This is a genomic window from Gracilimonas tropica DSM 19535 (genome assembly GCF_000375425.1).
Taxonomy (GTDB): Bacteria; Bacteroidota; Rhodothermia; order Balneolales; family Balneolaceae; genus Gracilimonas; species Gracilimonas tropica.
The window spans coordinates 1-19,335 of record NZ_AQXG01000007.1; the positions used below are offsets into that span (position 1 = coordinate 1).

The following is a 19,335-nucleotide window of genomic DNA, read 5'->3' on the forward strand; positions in this document are numbered from 1 at the left end:
TTGAACCACCGCTAAATGTGGAAAAAGCAACCCATTACTGCAAATTAAAAATGCCCTTTGTTTCCTGGACAGGCTGGCTGGAAGTGTGGAATAGGAGTGTTGAACAAAGCCCCGAGCGCTCCCGAAATTCAAAACCAATTCTAACGACTTTTTCAGCGAAACATTTACCAAAACCACGGGCGCAGATTCGGGACTTCTTAGTGGCAAACCACAAACAACGCACCGGACGAAATTAAATGCCACGAACCGCAAAAAAGCTCCGATCAACACACAAAACCTGAAAGCCTGGCCGGGCACATAACATAATATTATCCGAACGAGGGTATTGTTAGGGCGAACGAGTGGAAACCGCCTTTACGCGCTTTCCTGCCACTTCTTGTTCGTATAATGTGATTTTTGGGATGTTATCCGAATCGTCGTTCGCCTAAGCTGTTCGGATAATATCCAATTTTTTTTGTAAGGAATTGCTTCCTCATCGCTCTAACAAGATAACACCATCAACCAAATAATCAACTGATATTATGGCTAAGTCTAAATTATTGGAACAGGTCAGGCAGGAAATTCGACGGCGAAATTACAGCTACAAAACTGAACAATCCTACACCAGTTGGATTATCCGATATGTGAAATTTCATGGAACGGTTCACCCCAAAAATTTGGGAGATACCGAAGTGGAACAATTTCTGAATTACCTGGCGAACGATCAAAATGTGGCTTCCGGAACACAAAATCAGGCGCTTTCGGCTTTGTTGTTTTTGTATAGAGAGGTGTTTGGAAAAGAATCACTGGATCTCAAAAATCTAACCAGAGCAAAAAAACCTAAGCGTTTGCCGGTGGTTTTATCCGTAGAGGAAATAGCAGCTATTCTGAAGGAACTGAAGGGAGTAGCCGCACTTATTTGCAGGATTTTATATGGCAGCGGACTCCGAATTTCCGAGTGCCTGCGACTTCGTGTTCAGGATATTGATTTTGATTATGAGCAATTATGGGTGCGTTCAGGAAAAGGATTGAAGGACCGGGTGAGCCTGCTGCCTCAAAAATGCATTCCAGAACTCAAAGAACAAATCAAAAAAGTGGAAGCTATTCACCAAAATGATTTGGCCAAAGGATTCGGAAAATCAAATTTACCTAAAGCCCTCTCAAAAAAATATCCCGGGGAAGACAAGGAGCTTCGCTGGCAATATTTGTTTCCGTCAAAGATTATCTCCGAAGATCCCAGAAGCGGACTAAAACACCGATATCATTTGTCTAATCGATATGTGCAAAAAAGGCTCAAGAAAGCAGCTAAAAAAGCAGGCATCAACAAAAAAGTAACCTGCCACACCCTCCGTCATTCTTTCGCCACTCATTTATTGAAGAACGGCTACGATATCCGCACTGTCCAGGAACTGCTCGGACACAAAAACCTGAAGACGACGATGATCTACACGCACGTGATCAACAAAGGCGGCAACTACATCAAATCTCCGGTGGATGTTTTATAAATCGTCCATCCATCATTCGAAAATCAGCTCAAAATGAATTCTGATTAACCGAATGACCGATTTGAATCGTTTAATCCGGCCTTAGGAAAATGGCCGTTAAGAAGGTGACGAAATGCAGCGTTAAGAAATAAACCATTCCGCTGACTAATCCGCAAACAAGCAACCGGAGGGATGGAGCTTTGGTTTATTTTAGTGAAATGGAGTCAGCTTTAGGTCATTTTCCGCAGCCTTGATTTTTTGGTTCGTTTTGTATCAAGACAAAATGAACAGAGAAGCCTAACTGAGAGAAAAAAGCCTAACATCAGGAATGGGTAAAAGATATATCAGGAACCGACTTAAGAAGTATTTTGAGGAAGATTAGTTTCTGCTCAAACAAACAACCATACACTCAAAACCCCACCGGTCGAAATAACTCCGACCATCCACAACAAGTCGATGCTTTTTTGCCAGCCGGCCCAGAAGATAAAGAGTCCGGCTTTTACGAGGGTGTTGGAGATCACGGAAATGACGATACCCATGGTGGCTACATAATTGGTGATCTCCGTTTGTGCCATTTTAGACAAGGACAGCGTGATGGCATCCACATCCATCAAACCGGATAGCAGCGCCAGCAGGTAAATGCCCTGATCCCCAAACCATTCCTGCAAAGCGGTTGCCGCAACTAAGATCACCGCCAGCAAAGCTCCGAATTTCAACGCGGTGGGAAGCTGCAGCGGATTGCCAAGCTCCAGTGTGGGATTCTCATCATCGGTATCATTTTCAGATTTGATCCACAGCCAGATCACACATAAAACCGTAAGGACCAACATGGTGGAAAGTGGAATCCAAAGTGGGTCGAGGAGAGATCGGTTCACCACAGAAACTTCAATAAAAACGCGTACCAGCATGATGGAGGAAGCCACCAATACGCCGGCTACAAAAATGTAGGTTTTTCCTTTTTTTATCTGTTTGGCAAACTGGGAAAGACTGATGGTAACGGCGGTAGATGAAGCGAGTCCGCCAATGATGGAAGTGAGCAAAGTGCCTTTATCCTGTCCCGCATATTTCACCAGAATATAGCCGATGAAGGAAAGTCCGGAGATCAGCACCACCATCCACCATATCCAATAAGGATTCAGCGTATCCCAGGGGCCATAACCCTGATTCGGCAAAACCGGCAGCAATATCACGGAGATCACCAGCAGTTTGATGCCGGCATATATAACTTCCATTTCAATATTTTGAAGCCAGCGGTGCAGAACGGGCTTCATGCTGAGGAGAGCAATTACGGCTACCGCACTTCCCAGGGCCTCGATCTGATGACCAAGCGCGGCCCAGGCTCCGAGTGTAAAGGTAAGCAGCAGCGCCACTTCGGTTGTAATTCCAATATCTTCGTTTTCTTTTACCTTGATCTCAAACACATAGGAAGCAACGACCAGAGAAACAAACCCAAGAAAGACGATTCCCAAAATCCACTCGCCGGTGTAAGGAATGAGGGTCGCCCAAATTCCACCTAATAATCCCACCAGGCTAAAGGTTCGGATTCCTGCAATTCGATCTCCCTCATCTTCCTTTCGCCCGTACCAACCCCGTTCAATGCCGATGAGCAATCCTACTCCCAAAGCAGAGAGCAGTTTCCAGATTATGTCGATTTGAGGTTCCATGGGTAAACTTCCTTAATTCGCTTGAATTCGATAGAAAACTATCCCTTTGTCGTCACCCTGAGCGTATTTAATTTTATCAGGACATAATATATTCCGCGACGGGTCTCAAAGTTTAAACCCGTTGACTTGTATTATAATTTGTCCCGATTTCTCGGGATCGCGTTTACCAAATGTCTTACATAGTACTTTTAAAGCGCTCAGGATGACAATTTCACAGAGTTTATCTCGGATTCACAATAGCTACTCAAATGTATGAAAAAACAGCAGAATTGAAACTACATATTAATCTTGTAGTTCCCTTTCACATTGCGCTCTATCTGACGCTTCACATCTTTTTCTTTGATGGAATCGCGTTTATCAAATTGCTTCTTCCCTTTTGCCACGCCGATCAACACCTTTGCTTTTCCTCCCTTGAAATAAAGCTTAAGCGGAACGATGGTATATCCCTGTTGCTGTACGGCTTTGTCGAGCTCCCGGATTTCTTTCTTGTTGAGTAGCAGTTTTCTCGGACGGCGCGGATCATGGTTGTAGTAAGAACCATGCTCATAGGGTTTGATGTACAACTCTCGCAGCCACACCTCTCCATTTTGGATATAAGCAAATGAATCGGTAAAACTGGCCTTCCCCTGTCGCAGCGACTTCACCTCGGTTCCTTTTAAAACCAAACCGGCTTCATACGTTTCCTCGACATTAAAATCGTGGCGTGCCTTTCGATTTTGGATGGTGGGTGTTGTTTTTTTCTTCTCGTTACTCATATGATCACTTTTTGTGATGCTGTTTTTAGAGATAATTTGTGTCTTAGGAAATCCATCTGTCGGATAACCCGTCTGATGGATGAGCCTGAATAAGCTTAAAAGTTAGAATCAGAACGGCCGGAAGAGCCTCAAGCCGTCAGACCGAAAAGAACTTTTGCTAAAAATGATACACATTCTTTACCTCACATTACTATGATGCTATACCTGAAAACCCATTTCTTCGAGTTTATCCAGCACTTCTTGTTCGGGCTGACGATCCGGGAAGCTGCGGTAGATGGCTAAGATCTGATCAATTTCCGCACGGGCTTTCTCGTTTTCCGGGTTGATCTCCAGCACTTTGATGAACTCCCGCAGCGCGTTGTTAGCACTCTCCCGCATTTGCGCCGGCTGTGAATTATAGATCAAATGAATGCCGTGACGAAGGTGGATCTGCTCTTTGAGTTCGTCTGCGTTTTCCGGAGATGCTTCTTCAACTGCATTCATAGCGGCGTCAAAATCAGCTTCCGATAAATATTGCTCTACTTGTTGTTCTAACGTGAGTTCTTCGGCCTCCTGATTTTGGGTTTCAGATTGTGAACAGGCAACAGTAAGACCGATTGTTAAAAGGGAAATAAGAAATATTCTCATGAAGATAGTGTGTTGAGGGTTAGATTAGTTCATATAAATTGGGTTCGGACTGATACAGAGCAGAAAGATAAGCATACTGAGCCATCCTATCACACGTCTTCCGGGAGATAATTGCTCTTCGATATCCACCGGAGGGTGTTCTACCTTTACCACAAAAGCCACAAAAAAGCTCCACACCAACCAAATGAAGGAAGCATTACCGGGATCAATTCCTCCCGTAATAACTGTGTATCCTGCAGTGATGGCTATGGATAAAACCGTCATCCCCTGAATCCAGGTTTTGTTGGCCAGCATAAAGGCTTTGTGGATCAGAAAGTATACCAACATCCCCCAAAGCAGCCATTCCACCAAGGGCACATCCAGGTAACCGGCAATAATGTCTTTGATGACGGGCACGGCTTCAATCCCGGCAAGTGCCGTTAGAAACGCATAGAAAACACGAGCTACGATATTGTGTTTTTTATGCCCGATCAGGGAGTACAAAATATGTCCGCCATCGAGTTGACCTACCGGCATCAGGTTCAAAGCGGTGAAAAACAACCCCAGCCATCCTGCAAATAAAAACGGGTAATGATACATTTCCCACATAGGCGGCACATTCTCAAACATAGAGGCGAGTGCCGTGTAAAGCAACGTATTTCCAATGGTGAGAACGCCCTGCCCCTCAACTTCATCTGTGATGAAATCAGGATAGGTGCCGTTTTGGGCTACGTATTCTTTCAGTTCCTCGTGACCGGAAAAATTTTGAACATAGTCCGGTTCAGGAAGCGTGGCAAAGCCCACCAACAGAACGATCAGTGCTACAATAAATCCCGCAACAGGACCGGAAGCTCCAACATCAAAAAGCTGATGCATTTTCCGGATGCGTTCTTTGATGCGAATGACGGCTCCCATAGTTCCAATTCCAATAGGTATAGGAATATAGTATGGCAGGGTAACCCGGATGTTATGCTTCACCGCCGCGAAATAATGGCCAAATTCGTGCACCGTCAGGAAAGAAAGCAGCAATCCGGCAAACAACAATCCTCGCAAAATATCTTGTGTGTTGGGGATACCGAAAGGAAATAGAATAGGATCGAACCCTACGAAGTTAGCGCCGGTAAGGGTTACAAAACACAAGGTTAGTAAAAACAATCCCAGATGTTTTAATTTAGTCTTGGTGTCGGGATTATTTTTTTGCTCTTCGGTTGAAGAAATGACTTCAAAATCGGTAGTAATTTCCTCTCTGAATGAATTTGGATCCAATCGTTTCTTTGTTTCGAGTTAAATGGTCTTTCTTGAAATGGGCATGGTCATACAGCGTGCTCCGCCTCGGCCCCGGCATAATTCGTGTCCCTGGAAACTAATCGCAATCTTTTGGTCAGGATTCGCAATGAATTCTTTGTTCCCGAACTCTTCCACAAATTCAAACTGAGTCATCAGGTTGTAACCATGTTCCACCAGGGTATTAAACGTGTTGGTATTACGCTCGTAGCCTACAATTATTCCGGGAGCCAGGGCAAAAACGTTTGCACCGTCTGTCCATTGTTCCCGAAATTGATTGGTACGATCTTCTCCCCCACATTTTAGAAATGTGAAATCCTGCCCGGTAGTTTCTTGCAGGGCATGATGCAGCGAACTTCGGGTTTCCGTTTTAATGGTATCTCCATCTTTAAAAAGTGCCACCACGTTATCCTGCTGTTCCATGATGGCGGGCGGAAATGCAATACATTCGTTCCGGCTCGCAAAGGTAAAAATGGTATCAAGGTGCATAGAAGATCTTTGCTTGGGGATATCCACAGCCAGAACGGTTTCAACGCCGCTGCTTAATAATCCTTCCGTTGCTTTGATCAAGCCGCTGAATGATGTTCTCTCACTCATCCCGATAAGAACCAGCTTTTCGGAAACCACCAACACATCCCCTCCTTCAATGGACTGCTGGCCCGTAATTCGAATGGCATTTTCCCGCACGCTTTCAAACATGGAATGGTACTGAACTAACGTTTCCATCATCAGCGATTCCCGAAGCCGGGCTTTTTTAGCTGCCCGCGATACCAGGATCGAATTTCCGACTACAGCTGCCAGGTCTCTCGTAAACAACAAATTTGGAGATGGGTGAAGTGTAAATCCTTTTGAATTTTTCAGATGCCCCTGAGTCACAAAATCCAGCAGATCCTGTACATCGAGCTTTAGCAACTCCCCTTCAATCACGTGCAGGTTTTCTTCCGGAAATTCCCTCACCAGTTGTTCAATGAAATAGGCCCGGGCATCTTCCTGCTGAAAAACCTCCCGAAAAAGATCTACGATCTCAATTACTTGTCCACCGGCGGGCATTGCCGCTTTAAAAACATCCAGCATGTCAAGATGTTCGCCGCGAGCATCATCTTCAAAAATGATATCATCAAAAAGCAGTTCATCTTTCAACTCGGGATTTACCAGGGAAACTTCATGTCCGGGAGTGTGAACGATTACACCTTGCAGGTGACCGATTTCGGAGGAAACATTAATATCCATAAATGGGTTAATTAGTGATTGAATGAAGCTGTGCAATATAACGGTTAGCAGCGGCATTTATAAGAAGTAATTGTGCAGATGAAAGGATATCTTGCACGCCGAAGAAAAGAGATGTTATGACTTCAAAAAATGAAATTGAATCGCTGCTTTTTTTAATGGATGATCCCGATCCGTTTGTGCAGCAAAGTGTAGAGAACAGGCTTCAGGAATTAGGCGAAAATGCCATTCCCCTTTTGGATGAATACCGAACGGAAGTGAACAGTAAAGATGCCAGGGAACGCGTCAGCGATGTGATCCACAAGCTTACATTCGAAACCCTTGAGTCCGATTTTATTGAAGTATTGGAAGGCGGATTAAAGACGCGTAAATCTTTAGAGGAAGCCGTTTTTACGCTGGCTCGTTTTGGTGATCCAACCCTTAGAATTTCTGAGTATCAGAAGAAATTAGATCGTTTTGCGCAAATGATAGAGCCACAGATCAAGTACCGGCTCGATGAAAAGCGCAAGATGAAGCGCATGCTTAAATTTATTTTTGAAGATCTGAATTTTCGAGGCGATACGGATACCTACCACGCTCCCAAAAATTGTTTTTTGAATAAGGTGATCGACAACCGGCAGGGTTTGCCTATTTCTCTAAGTTTGATCGTAATGTTTGTTGCCCGCCGGCTCGAAATGCCCTTTTTTGGCATCAACATGCCCATTCACTTTATGCTGAATTATGTAGGGGATAAAGAAGAATTACTCATCGACCCCTATGACGACGGAGCCATTGTAACCTACGATCAGTGCTACTTTTTCCTCAAAAAAACAATATTGAGCCGCGGCCCGAGCACTTCCAAATTGCCACCAACCTTGATATTGTGCTCCGGTGCATCCGGAATCTGATTCACAGTTATGAACGACAGGAAGCTTTGACACGGATTGAAGACCTTCGAAAGCTGCTGAATATTGCTGAGATGTATCAGGATTGAATTTTTTATTCTGACCTCAGGTTTGAAACCGGGTTCGTTTTGGCGGCTTTCAACGCCTGAGAACCTATCGTTAACAAGGCTAAAAATAAGATCATTAATGCGCCTGTAATAAAGACCCCGGCATGTAAGCCTACTTTATTCGTCACTTGCTCCATCCAGAGGTTGTTTATGAACCAGGACAAAGGCAAGCCGATCAGGAAAGAGATGCCGATCAAAACTATATATTCCCGGGAAAGCAGTAGCACAATGTTTTGAACAGAAGCTCCTAACACCTTTCGGATTCCAATTTCCTTCACCCTGTTTTCTGCGGAATACATGGCCATTCCAAGCAAGCCCAGGCACGAAATTAAAATAGAAAACGCAGCGATGAGCCCGAGAATTTTAATGAAATCAATAAACACGATCATCTGTGGATTATCCTCAAGCTGTTCGTTCATAATTTTGTATTTCAGAGAATAAATACTGTCGAAACTAAGCCAGGTTTTGTTGAGCCCGGCTAAGAAATCCGGAGTTTGTCCCGGCAATATTTTAACTACGGCATAGTCCGTTTTTTCGGGTTGGTACAGCATTACAATCGGATCGCCGGAGCGTAAAGGATCGGCCGAAATGAAATTTTCGATCACTCCCACCACATCAAGCGGTTTGTCATCCACCGTAATTTGCTTACCTAATGCCTCTGCAGGAGTGTTGAAACCTAATTGCAGTGCCGCCTGATCACTGATGATGACGGCTTTAGAGGTATCGGTGCCGGTTTCGGGATTAAAGTTTCTTCCGGAGATAAGATTCAGCCCCATAGTTTGAATATAGTTTTCATCAACCCGAAAAGAATGTGCGTTAATTTTCTTGTCAATGGAATCGGATTTAATCCAAACGCCATCAATGGAACCGATAGCCGGTATCTTAGACGAAGCTGCTACCGAGGCTACATTCGGATTTTTCTCAAGATTGTATTTGAGTCGGTTGAAAGAGACATCCTGCAGGGCAATGTTTACGATATTCTCCCGGTTAAACCCGTAATCGGTGTTTGCCATAAATTTAAACTGCTGGAACAGGATAAATGAGGTAATGATAAAAATCAGCGAAAAGGTAAACTGACTTACTGTGATTATCTTTTTGAGGGTTTGACCTGAAAGGCCTTTCACGTTGAAAATTCCCTTCAACACGCGGGCCGGGCTGAATGAGGAAAGATATAAAGAAGGATAAAAACCGGCGACGATACCAACGATCAGGGTAAAAGCGAGGAATGCCAAAATAGTTTCCGGGTTTGTAAGCAGATTCGGCTCAACCTGGTTCTGGGTGAAACTGATGAAGAACAGGCTGTTGAATTCTGGAAGCAACCATCGCAAAATAATGGTTGCAAATACAAGCGAAGAAAATGCAATGAGTACAGATTCGAACAAAAACTGCTGCACAATGCTTCCGCGATGCGCGCCCAACACCTTTCGAACACCAACTTCCCGCCCCCGGTTAAGTGAACGGGCAATGGTAAGGCTTACATAATTAAACACCGCAATAAGCGTCACAATGATGGCAAATCCCACAAGAAACCACGCTATAAAGCCGGGCATTACCATCCCAACCTCATTAGATAAAGCCGGGCCGAGGTTAATTTCTGTAAGGGGTTGAACCTGAAATTTCTTTAACTGATTTTCGCCGGAAGGATCCGCGTAGTTGGTGCTAATGACTGATTGAATTTTAGACTGGAATTCCTGGAGATCCGCATCCTTCTTCATCAAAAGATAAGTGTAGGAATCGTAGGTGCTGTTTTTCCAGTTTTGAAGAAGCGACTGGCTTTTGGTATCGGCCGTCAGCGTGGAATAGGATGCAATGCTTTCAAAGCGGAAATGCGTACGTACGTCGTTATCAATAATTCCTGTAACCGTATAATCCTGATCACCTAAAGCGGTGATGGTTTTGCCAAGTGCTTCTTCATCTCCAAAAATTTTGTAGGCGCTTTCGGGAGTCAGCAGAATGCTTCCCGGATCGCTAAGGGCCGTCTTTGGATTTCCTTCGATGAGTGTAAAACCGAAAATGGGCAGAAAAGACGAATCTGCATACATACCTTCAAGAGGCAGTACCGTTTCTCCGTGCCTGAATTCGCCATTAAAACCTCCTCGCACCTGAACAGCCTGTTCCACTTCCGGGTAATTTTCCTCCAAAATTCCTCCAAGCGAAGCGGGTGTGGTTGCATACAGGTTGCTGTCATCGTTATAAGGAGATTTAAAATCCATAATGATGCGAACAATCCGATCGCTGTTTTTTGAGAAATCATCGTAACTGGTTTGGTCTACCAAAAACAGGATGATGAGCAGGCAAACCGACATACTTGCGGCCAGGCCAAAAATGTTGATAAATGAAAAGCTGGTGTGCTTTTTGAGGTTTCTCCAGGTGACTTTCAGATAATTAAAAAGCATTTCGGTATTCCAGATTAAGGATTGAAGGATGAACCAGGGCAAAGAGCGAAGGATTTGAGACCAAAAAATGAACCTGGCTCGGGTAACTCCCTCTCTTTTTATGTTCAATTGATATTCTTCTTCCAGATCGCCAAGTAAATGATGCAGTTCATCAGGAACAAAGCGCTCAAGAATTTTCAGTATGGATATAATTTTAGGCATCAACGGTTATTCCGACCTCAGGTTTGAAACGGGATTCGTTTTCGCAGCTCTGTACGTTTGAGTGCTAATAGTAAAAAGTGCCAATAAAGTTGCAAGCAAAGCCCCAAAAATGTGGATCGATATCCCAAATTCTACCTTGTTGGAAATCAACTGAAGCCACAGAGAATTCAAAAACCATGAAGCTGGGACACTTATAACTACGGCAATTCCAATCATCCATAAATATTCTTTTGAAAGTGTAAGCACCAATTGATTGACCGACGCTCCAAGCACTTTCCGAATTCCAATTTCCTTTATCCGGTTTTCGGAGGAATAGATGGCAAGCCCTAATAACCCCAAACAAGAAATGAAGACCGAAAACAAGGCAATAAGACCGATCACTTTTACCATATCAATAAAAACGTGAAGACTTGGATTATCCCGGAGTTCTTCATCAAAAAGGGTGTATTTCAGTGGATAAGCGCTGTTCAATGATGCCCACATGTCTTCCAGATTACTAACGAAAGAAATAGTTTTCCCGGGTTTCGTTTTGATGAGAGCAAACCGTGTTTGGTCCGGCCTGAAAAGCAAAATGATCGGGTCATTCAAGCTGGTAATATCGGCAGCCACGAAGTTTTCGATGACGCCTGCTACAATCGGGTTTCTTTCGAAATTGGTGACGTTTATTTCCTGGCTAACAGCTTCTGTCGGATCACTAAAACCAAGCCGCCTCATCAATACGGTGCTGATGATGACTCTTTGAGTAGAATCAGAACTCATTTCAGGATTGAAGTTTCTTCCTGCCAATAAGTTTAGATTCATGGTAGGAATAAAATTTTCATCCACACGAAATGAATTGACCTCGATCTCTTCCGAACCCTTTATCGAGCTCACTTCTTCAGTATAAACAGAACCGGTTCCCGGAACTGGATTGACGGCCGTCACTGATTGGACGTCGGGTTGTTGCTTGAGGCTGTTTTTCACTTGTGACAGCGGGATATCATGCAGTTGGAGCTTCACTATTGCTTCCTTATTAAACCCATAATCGCTATCCGCCATGTGGCGAAACTGTAAAAAGAGCATGATGGAAGTAGTGATAAAGATGATCGAAAAGGTAAACTGACTCACCGTGATGATCTTCTTCAGCGTTTGTCCTGATAATTTACTGGTGTTGGAAAGCCCTTTTAGAACCTGGGCCGGGTTAAAGGAAGACAGATAAACCGAAGGATATAATCCGGCTGCTATTCCAACTACCACGCTAAAAAGAACGAGCAAAAAGATCACTTCCGGCCGAATTAAAAGAGAGGGATCTACGGAAGCCTCCATAAAATCGATAAAATACAAACTGTTGAATTCCGGAAGCAGCCACCTGAGCAAAAGTGTTGAAAAAAGGAAAGCAATGAGCGCAATCATCACCGATTCAATGATGAACTGTTTGATCACATTAAGACGATGTGCGCCGTGCACTTTTCGTACGCCCACTTCCTTGCTCCGGTTCAACGCTCTTGCCACGGTCAGGCTTACATAATTGAAGCAGGCAATGAGGGTGATCACAATGGTGAAACCAATCAAAAACCAGGCAATGATACCCGGTATCACAAAACCAATTTCATTGTAATGGGTTTCGGCTAAGTTAATATTGGTTAAGGGCTGGATACCAAAACTCTCGATCGTAGAAGCTTCCTCTTCCTTATAGTGAGTAGCTATCAGCGACTGGATCTTTTCTTTAAAAGCCGGGATGTCAGCTTCTTCTTCCATCAATAAATAATTGTAGGAATTCCATACGGTATTTCGCCAATTTTCAAAGTATTTGGCTCGATCAGGGTCAGCAATGGCAGTAGAATAAGAGCCAATCATTTCAAATTCGAAGTGGGTTTTTGGGGAGTCATCGATGATGCCGGTAACCGTATAATCTCTATCCCCAACTTTGGTAAACGTTTTCCCTAATGCATTTTCTGTTCCAAACAGTTTACGTGCCGTTTCAGGGGTTATGATTACATTTCCAGGTTCATTCAGTGCGGTTTCGGGATCTCCTTCAAGAAGTTCAAAATCAAAGACAGACAAAAAATTTGGACTCGCATAAAATCCGGATAAATTCACATCCATTTCCGAGTAGCGGAAATCACCATAAAATGCGCCATATATTTTTACCGCTTCTTTCACTTCAGGATATTGCTCAACCAAAATATCTCCCAAAGAAGCCGGAGTAGTTGCAAACATTTCTCCGGAAGAAGAACTTTCAAAAGTCACCCGTACAATTCGATCGCTGTTTTCATGAAACTGATCATAACTTTTTTGATCGATGATGAAAAGAATCATCAGCAAACACACCGAAAGACTTGCAGCCAATCCCAACACATTGATCAGCGAAAAACCGGTGTGTTTTTTCATGTTTCGCCAGCTCACTTTCAGGTAATTATAAAACATAGTGGTACTCCAGGTTAAAGATTGCAGCAAAAACCACGGCAAAGAGCGAAAAAACTGAGCCCAAAATTTCAACCGGGCTTTGGTGATGCCTTCTTCGTTTTTTGTTAGTTGATATTCTTCCTCCAAGTCACCGATGAGATGATGCAGGTCGGGTGGCAGAAGCTTGTCCAGAAATGCAGAAATCCACGTAGTCATTTGCAGCGAAGATTATGATTAAGCAGGAACCCATCCCAAACCAATGTCAGGCAGGTTTCTCCAGGTTTTTTCTTGAACCGAATGCACTTCCTGAAGAGCATTTACTCCTTTGGCGGTAAGCTTAAAGAACCGTTTGGAACGACCGCCTCGCTCATCAGTTGGTTCGCTATCCCAGGAAGAGAGATAGCCTCGTTTTTTTAATCTTTTAAGTGGAACATAAACGGCGCCTACTGATAGCTCTCGTCCTAGAATTTCAGAAAGGTGCAGCCGGATCTCCAGTCCGTATGCCTCATCCTGAAGTTTCCATACGGCCAGCAAGATCAACTCTTCCATACGTGAGAGTAAATCCATAGTTATTTGTTTTAAATTTTAAAATAAATGATCCGAGATAGTACTAAACTTTTTCTAAATAGCAAAATGAGTGATCTAAATCGTTGCTTACAGAAAAATTTTGTAGATTCAAGTTCGTGCTTTACTTAGAGCAAAATCAGGTTTGAGCCATGCAAAAACGCAGCGATTTCTATTTTAAATATCCGCCCAATATCCATGAGCTGGATTTAGCTACCATGGTGAACCTGTTTCGTACACGCGGAGAACCTCGGAAAGCGGCTTCCGGACAGTATATTGCTTGTGCTGAGAGCGGGGTATTATTGAAAGAAGCTAAATCATGGTTTGGGCTTCATTACTCCCAAAAAACATGGGACAATTTACTAACAAAAGGCTCTGAAGGCTTTCCTTTGACTGAAGTTGAGCTGAATATTTTGGGAGTTGTATATATCAATGATGAAGAAGCTCCCCACAGAGAATATGTGGAAAAACAATCGGGAGTAGCTGAAAAGCTGGCGTACCTGATCGTCAACGATCTGCGCTCATTCGGTTTTTTGGATGAGGATGACAGCGGTTTTGTGCGAATCACCCCAAGAGGAGAAAAAGCACTGCATGGAATAGCCCGGCGGATTTACGAAAAAAGGTTTATGCCTGAAATGCTAAAGACCTACACACCTGTAGATGAGCCAAAAATTGAACAGGCTCAAAAAGAAGACCTGGATCAAACGAGTTTGTTTTAAAAAACAGAAGGGTACTCATAAAATTTAGATTTTATGGACAGAAGCGATTTACAAGAGATCGCTGAAATGCGACTTAGAGAATCAAAAATTTTGTTTGATAATGAAGAGTTTGCCGGTGCTTATTATTTAGCAGGATATTCAATTGAATGCGCATTTAAAGCGTGCATAGCTAAACAAATTAGACATCAGGAATTTCCCGATAAAAAATTTATTCTTGATAGCTATACGCACGATTTGGATAAACTTTTAAATACATCTGGCTTGAAGAATGAACTCTATAATGAAATTGAAGGTAATCAAGAACTCAACGCTAACTGGTCTATTGTTAAGGATTGGAGTATTGACTCTCGATATATTTATGAAATAAGCGATAGACGTGCAATTGATTTAATTGAAGCAATTGATGATAATGAAGATGGAATTTTAAATTGGCTGAGGAAGCGATGGTAAAAGAACAGTTAACAAACGAAATGGTCAATGCAGGTAGAAATCTGCTCAAAGAATTAGATCTGTCAGATTTAGAAATATCCTCAGCATTCTGGTTTTATATGGAAGATTCAGAGAAATGGCGCTTAGTCGTATCTTCACCTAAAGTAAAAATGGAAGGGCCAAAGAAAGTCTACCTAAAAGTTCAAAATGTACTTGAGAAAATGGAGGGCGGTGATGTTAAATTAAATCTTAGAGATATTAGCGTTGTAGAAGAAGATCATTCTCTCATAAAACTAATCAGTAAAGGAGTAGCTACAGGAAGTGGCATCTCGGAAATTCGCTTTTCCCGAAATACAATAAATGGTCATTACATTGAAGATGCGCTGATTTATAGGTTGAAGAATTAACCCTCAAACATATTATTCTTGATCGCATATTTTACCAGTCCTGCGGTGTTCTTAGCTCCGGTTTTTTGGAGCAGGTTTCTTCGGTGAGCATCAACCGTTCTAACGCTTACAAACAGCTCGTCTGCAATTTCCTGATTGGTATATTCATCAACAATCAGCTTAAGTACTTCTTTTTCCCTGTCCGTGATGTTAACCTCTTCGGAATCTCTGAGTGATTTTACGTCGGGGCTCACCAATTCCTGAAGAATGGCTTTCGTGGCATCGTCACTGAAATAATGCTGGCCATTCATAATCTTTTCGATCGCGTTGAGCAGTTCTTCTTTTCCTGAACTTTTTAGAATGTACCCGGATGCCCCTGCCTTAATCATTTTCCTGATGTGCTGGTCTTCACTAAGCATCGTAAGTGCCAAAATCTTCACATCCGGATAACTATCCTTTATCTCTTTGGTTGCTTTAATCCCATCCATTTCGGGCATGGTTATGTCCATGATGATCAGGTCGGGAGCATTTTTATTGCATTGTTGAACCGCTTCTTTCCCATTTTTTGCTTCATACGCAATTTCCATTCCCGGTTCATCTTCCAGCAAAATTTTGATCCCATCGCGCACGATCTCGTGGTCATCAACTACGGCAATTCTTATATCAGGCATAGTTCAATTTCATTAGGCAGGTGCCTCAATCGGCACAATTATATGTAAATACGTTCCTTTACCCGGTTTGCTGTCGAGTTCAAATTCACCGCCCAAAGCTCCGGATCTTGTTTTGATGGTTTGAAGTCCTAATCCCGGGTTAAAGTCCGGACCGGCCATATCAAAACCTTTGCCATTATCATCAATCGAAAGAATCAAATCAAGCTGATCTTTTATAAGCTGTACATTTATTTGTGTGGCTTCGGAATATTTCACTGCATTAGAAATTCCTTCCTGGGCAATCCGGTACAAATTAAGCTCTACTTTTCTGGGTATATCCAACTTGTCAACATTGTGATAGTAGGAGATATTGATATCGGTATTGTTGCTATAATTATCAATGAGCGCTTCTATGGCCAGGGCCAATCCGTAATCATCAACTACACGGGGAAGCAAATTCCGTGATATTTGTGCGGTTTCAGTTACCGCATGTTTTAATAAATTCAGGCCTTTTTCAAACTGCTTTTGTCTTCTTTCATCCAGTTGATCCATGTTATTTTTAACAGCATCAAAATTCATATTGGCTGCCGCCAGGTACTGCCCCAATCCATCGTGAAGCTCTCTTGCAATACGAGCTCTCTCTTTATTCTCTCCTTCCACTAAAGAAGCCAACACCATTTCTTCTGCTTTCTTTTGATTGGTGATGTCATTCACCAGAATGAGCCGATATCTGTTCCCAAAATAATCAATATCAGAACCGGCTATAGTAACATAGATCAGGTCCCCGTTTTTTTTAAGGTGTCGCCATTCCTTGTTTTCATCCAATTCATGCGCTTTTATTCCAGAAATATCTTTTTTGACATCTTCGCGATCGTTTTCCGGCCGGATGTCCAAAATGGTCATTTCCTGAAATTCCTTTCGGCTATACCCGTAATGCCGTACAGCCGCGTTATTCACTTCAACGAAAGAATAATCATCCGGATTGAAGATCCACATGGGCTGTGGACTTTTTTGAAATAGTAAGCGATAGTTGTGTTCCGATTCTGCAAGTCTCCGTTCGGCTTCGGCCTGGGCAGTAACATCAACTACGGTGGATATCATCAGGTTTTGGTCGTATACGGGAATATTTTTCGCATTAATGATCTTCTTTTCTCCGGTTTCTGTGGTTACCTCAACCCCTCTCCAGTGCATCCGCTCCGGATCTTTTGATGCCACATCCGCCATAATCATCTCAGTCATCTTTTGCCTGTATCCTTCATCAGGATATATTTTTTCGAAGAATGTGTCTACATCCGCTAACGTATCTTTAGGCCATCCATAAATTTCAGCAAATTTTGAATTCATGAGCGTAGTCTTTCCACTGTCAATCAAATTAACGGCCACCCCGATTGGCAAATTCTCTAAAGTTGTTTCAATGAAGTCATTTCTTTCTTTTAGCCGGGCTTGAAACTCCTCCCTTTCTGTCATATCCTGAATGGTTCCGCTTATGGCTACCGGATTCCCTTTTTCATCGTATTCCGTTTGTGCCAATTCCTGAAAGTAGCCAATTTCACCGGACTCAGATTTTATGAGCCGATACCTCACATTCAGAGAACCTGTTTGTAGTGCTTCTTTGAATGCAGCATCATAATCATCCCGGTCCTCAGGGTGAATCCTGTCCAACATTGCTTCATAAGCTGTGTCCCCTTCAGGTTCTATTCCCGTAATCTCACAGAATCCGTCTGACCAAACTACTTCATCGGTTTGCACGTTTCTATACCAATGCCCAAAACCGGCTATCTCCTCTGCCCTGCGATACCTTTCCGTAATCTCCTTAAGTTTTTTCTGATACTCAATGCTTTCGGTGATGTCCTGAATAGTCCCATTTAGAGTTGCCGGCTCCCCCTCATGATCATATTCCACACGCCCAAGCTCATGGATATGCTTCACTTTTCCGGTCTCTTTTCCTACAACTCTATAATTAAAATCTAATTTCCCTGTTTCAATTCCCTCATCCACGGCCGATAAAAAGTGATCCCAATCATCTTCATGGATCACTTCCTTAAGCATGTCAAACGTTAGCTTGTGCTGTTCCGGATCTAATTCCACGATATCATAAAAACCGGACGATACCACCGAGCCATTTGTTTTAAGATTCCGTTTCCAGTGCCCCAGTTTTGCAAGCTTCTCAGCACTTTTATAGCGGGAATTCAGCTCTTCCAGTTCTCTTTCTTTTTGTTTCAATTCCGTTGTATCAAGCCCAATTCCCATCACCATTTCATCGGTAACCCGGATATTTGACCAAGAAGTGTAGATAGTATCACCCTCTTTTGTTCTTATCCGGAAATCTTGCCAAGAGCCGTCAGCCTGCCTCATATGCTTTTGCGCCCGTTTGGCTTCCCCTGCTTCAGGGAACATCTCTTTTTCCAGCGATATATCTTTTATAACCAGATTGGAATATCCCATCACCTCTTCAAAATATTTATTAACCCGATATATATGCCCTTCTTTATTGTGAAGATTGATGAAAACCGGAATATTATCATACACTTTTTGAAGCTCAAGACGATCTCTTTCATGTTCCCGGGCTAATTTTTTTTGATCGGTCACATCCAACCCAATACCTATTGTCGTCCCGTCAGATAAACGAATATTAGCCCATTGCTGTATTCTTTTTTCCCCTTCCTTGGTATAATTCTGGAATTCAAACCAGGTCCCGTCAGCTTTTTCCATGGCCTTTTTGGCCTCTTCTCGTACTTCAGGATCAGGATACACCTTATCCATAATGTTTTCGCTGAGAATCTCACGCTCTTTCCAACCTGTAATTTCTTCATAGGCTTTATTCACCCGTATGACTTCAAGATCCTCAGTAGTTACATCCAGCATGACCGGTATATGCTCAAAGATACTTTCAAAAAGTTCTTTCTCACGGGCGTACTTTCGTTCCAATTCTTTTTGTCGGGTTACATCCATCAGCACTCCCGCCAGTAAAAGTGAATCCTCCTCCGTATCTGTAATCTTTGTGCTGTTGCATCGCAACCAATGTTCTTTGTCATCCCCCCAATTTACCCTGAAATCAATATTGAATCCTTCTGAACCCCCATCCATTACTTTTTGGAGTTCCTGCAGAGCCTTTTCCCGGTCTTGGTAATTAATCAATTTGGCATATTCCTTCAACGTCTTGAAATCTTTTTTTGAACGTACACCGAACAGGTTGTGAAAATGATTCGAATAGGTGAGTTCCAAAGAGTTTAGATCCAAATACCACGTAGCTGTTTTTGTAGCGGAGAGGGCTTTATCTATTTTATCTTTTTCAGCAGTGATCCGCTCATTGCTTAGGTTTATGAGATAGAATAGGAATCCGGCGGTTATGAGCACATAGAACACACCTTTAATGGTCTGTAAGCGTGAAATCAACTCCGGGTCTTGTGTGATCCACACCAGGAATTGATCGGAAAGCAGGATCCAAAGAATCGCAAACACCAAATAGAACAACGTAATGGAAAGTGCATTAAGCTCTAATAACTTCGGGATCCGCCGCATAATCTACTGTCTGAAAATTAAACCGATATGCGAAAGAATTAAGTAAAGGATCTTCTAAAATCAACCTTTATTCTTGCATTGCTTAAAAAAATC

Annotated in this window: 16 protein-coding genes; 6 read left to right on the forward strand and 10 right to left on the reverse strand. The window is 42.8% G+C overall.

The genetic code is table 11. The annotated features are described in order from the left end of the window. On the forward strand, positions 1-236 hold a 236-nt coding region (locus B151_RS20265), incomplete at its 5' end, for a hypothetical protein (RefSeq protein ID WP_211207852.1). A 285-nt stretch (positions 237-521) separates the two neighbouring features. Continuing rightward, the gene (locus B151_RS0111550; protein ID WP_020403794.1) at positions 522-1,484 is read left to right on the forward strand and encodes an integron integrase; all 963 of its coding nucleotides are present in this window, start codon (positions 522-524) and stop codon (positions 1,482-1,484) included. Between the two features lie 368 nt (positions 1,485-1,852). Here the strand turns inward: B151_RS0111550 and B151_RS0111555 are convergent, their stop codons facing one another. The 5 genes from B151_RS0111555 to B151_RS0111575 all read right to left on the reverse strand — a co-directional run bounded on the left by B151_RS0111555 (position 1,853) and on the right by B151_RS0111575 (position 7,002). Further along, positions 1,853-3,127, reverse strand: a complete 1,275-nt coding sequence (locus tag B151_RS0111555; protein ID WP_020403795.1) for an MgtC/SapB family protein — start codon at positions 3,125-3,127, stop codon at positions 1,853-1,855. Positions 3,128-3,402: 275 nt separating this feature from the next. Beyond that, entirely contained in the window at positions 3,403-3,882 is a 480-nt protein-coding gene (gene smpB, locus B151_RS0111560) for an SsrA-binding protein SmpB (RefSeq protein ID WP_020403796.1), read from the reverse strand. A 198-nt stretch (positions 3,883-4,080) separates the two neighbouring features. After that, positions 4,081-4,509 (reverse strand): hypothetical protein, encoded by a 429-nt coding sequence (locus B151_RS0111565; protein ID WP_020403797.1) that lies wholly within the window; start codon positions 4,507-4,509, stop codon positions 4,081-4,083. Between the two features lie 24 nt (positions 4,510-4,533). Continuing rightward, positions 4,534-5,754: a site-2 protease family protein gene (locus B151_RS0111570; protein WP_020403798.1), complete on the reverse strand. Its 1,221-nt coding sequence runs from the start codon at positions 5,752-5,754 to the stop codon at positions 4,534-4,536. 18 nt (positions 5,755-5,772) lie between these two features. Next, a complete protein-coding gene (locus B151_RS0111575; RefSeq protein WP_020403799.1) occupies positions 5,773-7,002 on the reverse strand; it encodes an arginine deiminase in 1,230 nt (409 codons plus the stop codon). Between the two features lie 116 nt (positions 7,003-7,118). Here B151_RS0111575 and B151_RS0111580 point away from each other — a divergent pair, with 116 nt between their 5' ends. Continuing rightward, positions 7,119-7,886, forward strand: coding sequence for a transglutaminase family protein (locus B151_RS0111580; protein ID WP_026166633.1), 768 nt, complete (start codon positions 7,119-7,121; stop codon positions 7,884-7,886). Between the two features lie 91 nt (positions 7,887-7,977). Here B151_RS0111580 and B151_RS0111585 read toward each other — a convergent pair whose 3' ends face one another. The 3 genes from B151_RS0111585 to B151_RS0111595 are packed head-to-tail and all read right to left on the reverse strand — an operon-like array spanning position 7,978 to position 13,539. Next, positions 7,978-10,587 carry an ABC transporter permease gene (locus B151_RS0111585; RefSeq protein WP_020403800.1) on the reverse strand — a complete coding sequence of 870 codons (2,610 nt, stop codon included), beginning with the start codon at positions 10,585-10,587 and terminating at the stop codon, positions 7,978-7,980. Between the two features lie 6 nt (positions 10,588-10,593). Beyond that, positions 10,594-13,188: an ABC transporter permease gene (locus B151_RS0111590; protein ID WP_020403801.1), complete on the reverse strand. Its 2,595-nt coding sequence runs from the start codon at positions 13,186-13,188 to the stop codon at positions 10,594-10,596. An 18-nt stretch (positions 13,189-13,206) separates the two neighbouring features. Beyond that, positions 13,207-13,539 (reverse strand): PadR family transcriptional regulator, encoded by a 333-nt coding sequence (locus B151_RS0111595; protein ID WP_020403802.1) that lies wholly within the window; start codon positions 13,537-13,539, stop codon positions 13,207-13,209. Positions 13,540-13,688: 149 nt separating this feature from the next. Here B151_RS0111595 and B151_RS0111600 point away from each other — a divergent pair, with 149 nt between their 5' ends. From B151_RS0111600 to B151_RS0111610, 3 genes are read left to right on the forward strand one after another with little or no spacing between them, the layout of a single operon-like run. Beyond that, entirely contained in the window at positions 13,689-14,255 is a 567-nt protein-coding gene (locus tag B151_RS0111600; RefSeq protein WP_020403803.1) for a hypothetical protein, read from the forward strand. A 33-nt stretch (positions 14,256-14,288) separates the two neighbouring features. Continuing rightward, positions 14,289-14,705, forward strand: coding sequence for a HEPN domain-containing protein (locus B151_RS0111605; protein ID WP_020403804.1), 417 nt, complete (start codon positions 14,289-14,291; stop codon positions 14,703-14,705). Next, entirely contained in the window at positions 14,699-15,091 is a 393-nt protein-coding gene (locus B151_RS0111610) for a hypothetical protein (protein ID WP_020403805.1), read from the forward strand. Before B151_RS0111605 ends, B151_RS0111610 begins: the two co-directional genes overlap by 7 nt. On the opposite strand, the gene B151_RS0111615 is transcribed toward B151_RS0111610, so the two are convergent. Both B151_RS0111615 and B151_RS0111620 read right to left on the reverse strand, forming a co-directional pair. After that, positions 15,088-15,741, reverse strand: a complete 654-nt coding sequence (locus B151_RS0111615; protein ID WP_020403806.1) for a response regulator transcription factor — start codon at positions 15,739-15,741, stop codon at positions 15,088-15,090. The genes B151_RS0111610 and B151_RS0111615 overlap by 4 nt on opposite strands. A 12-nt stretch (positions 15,742-15,753) precedes the next feature. Next, on the reverse strand, positions 15,754-19,242 hold the full coding sequence (locus B151_RS0111620) for a sensor histidine kinase (RefSeq protein ID WP_020403807.1): 3,489 nt from the start codon (positions 19,240-19,242) through the stop codon (positions 15,754-15,756). Positions 19,243-19,335: the final 93 nt, after the last annotated feature.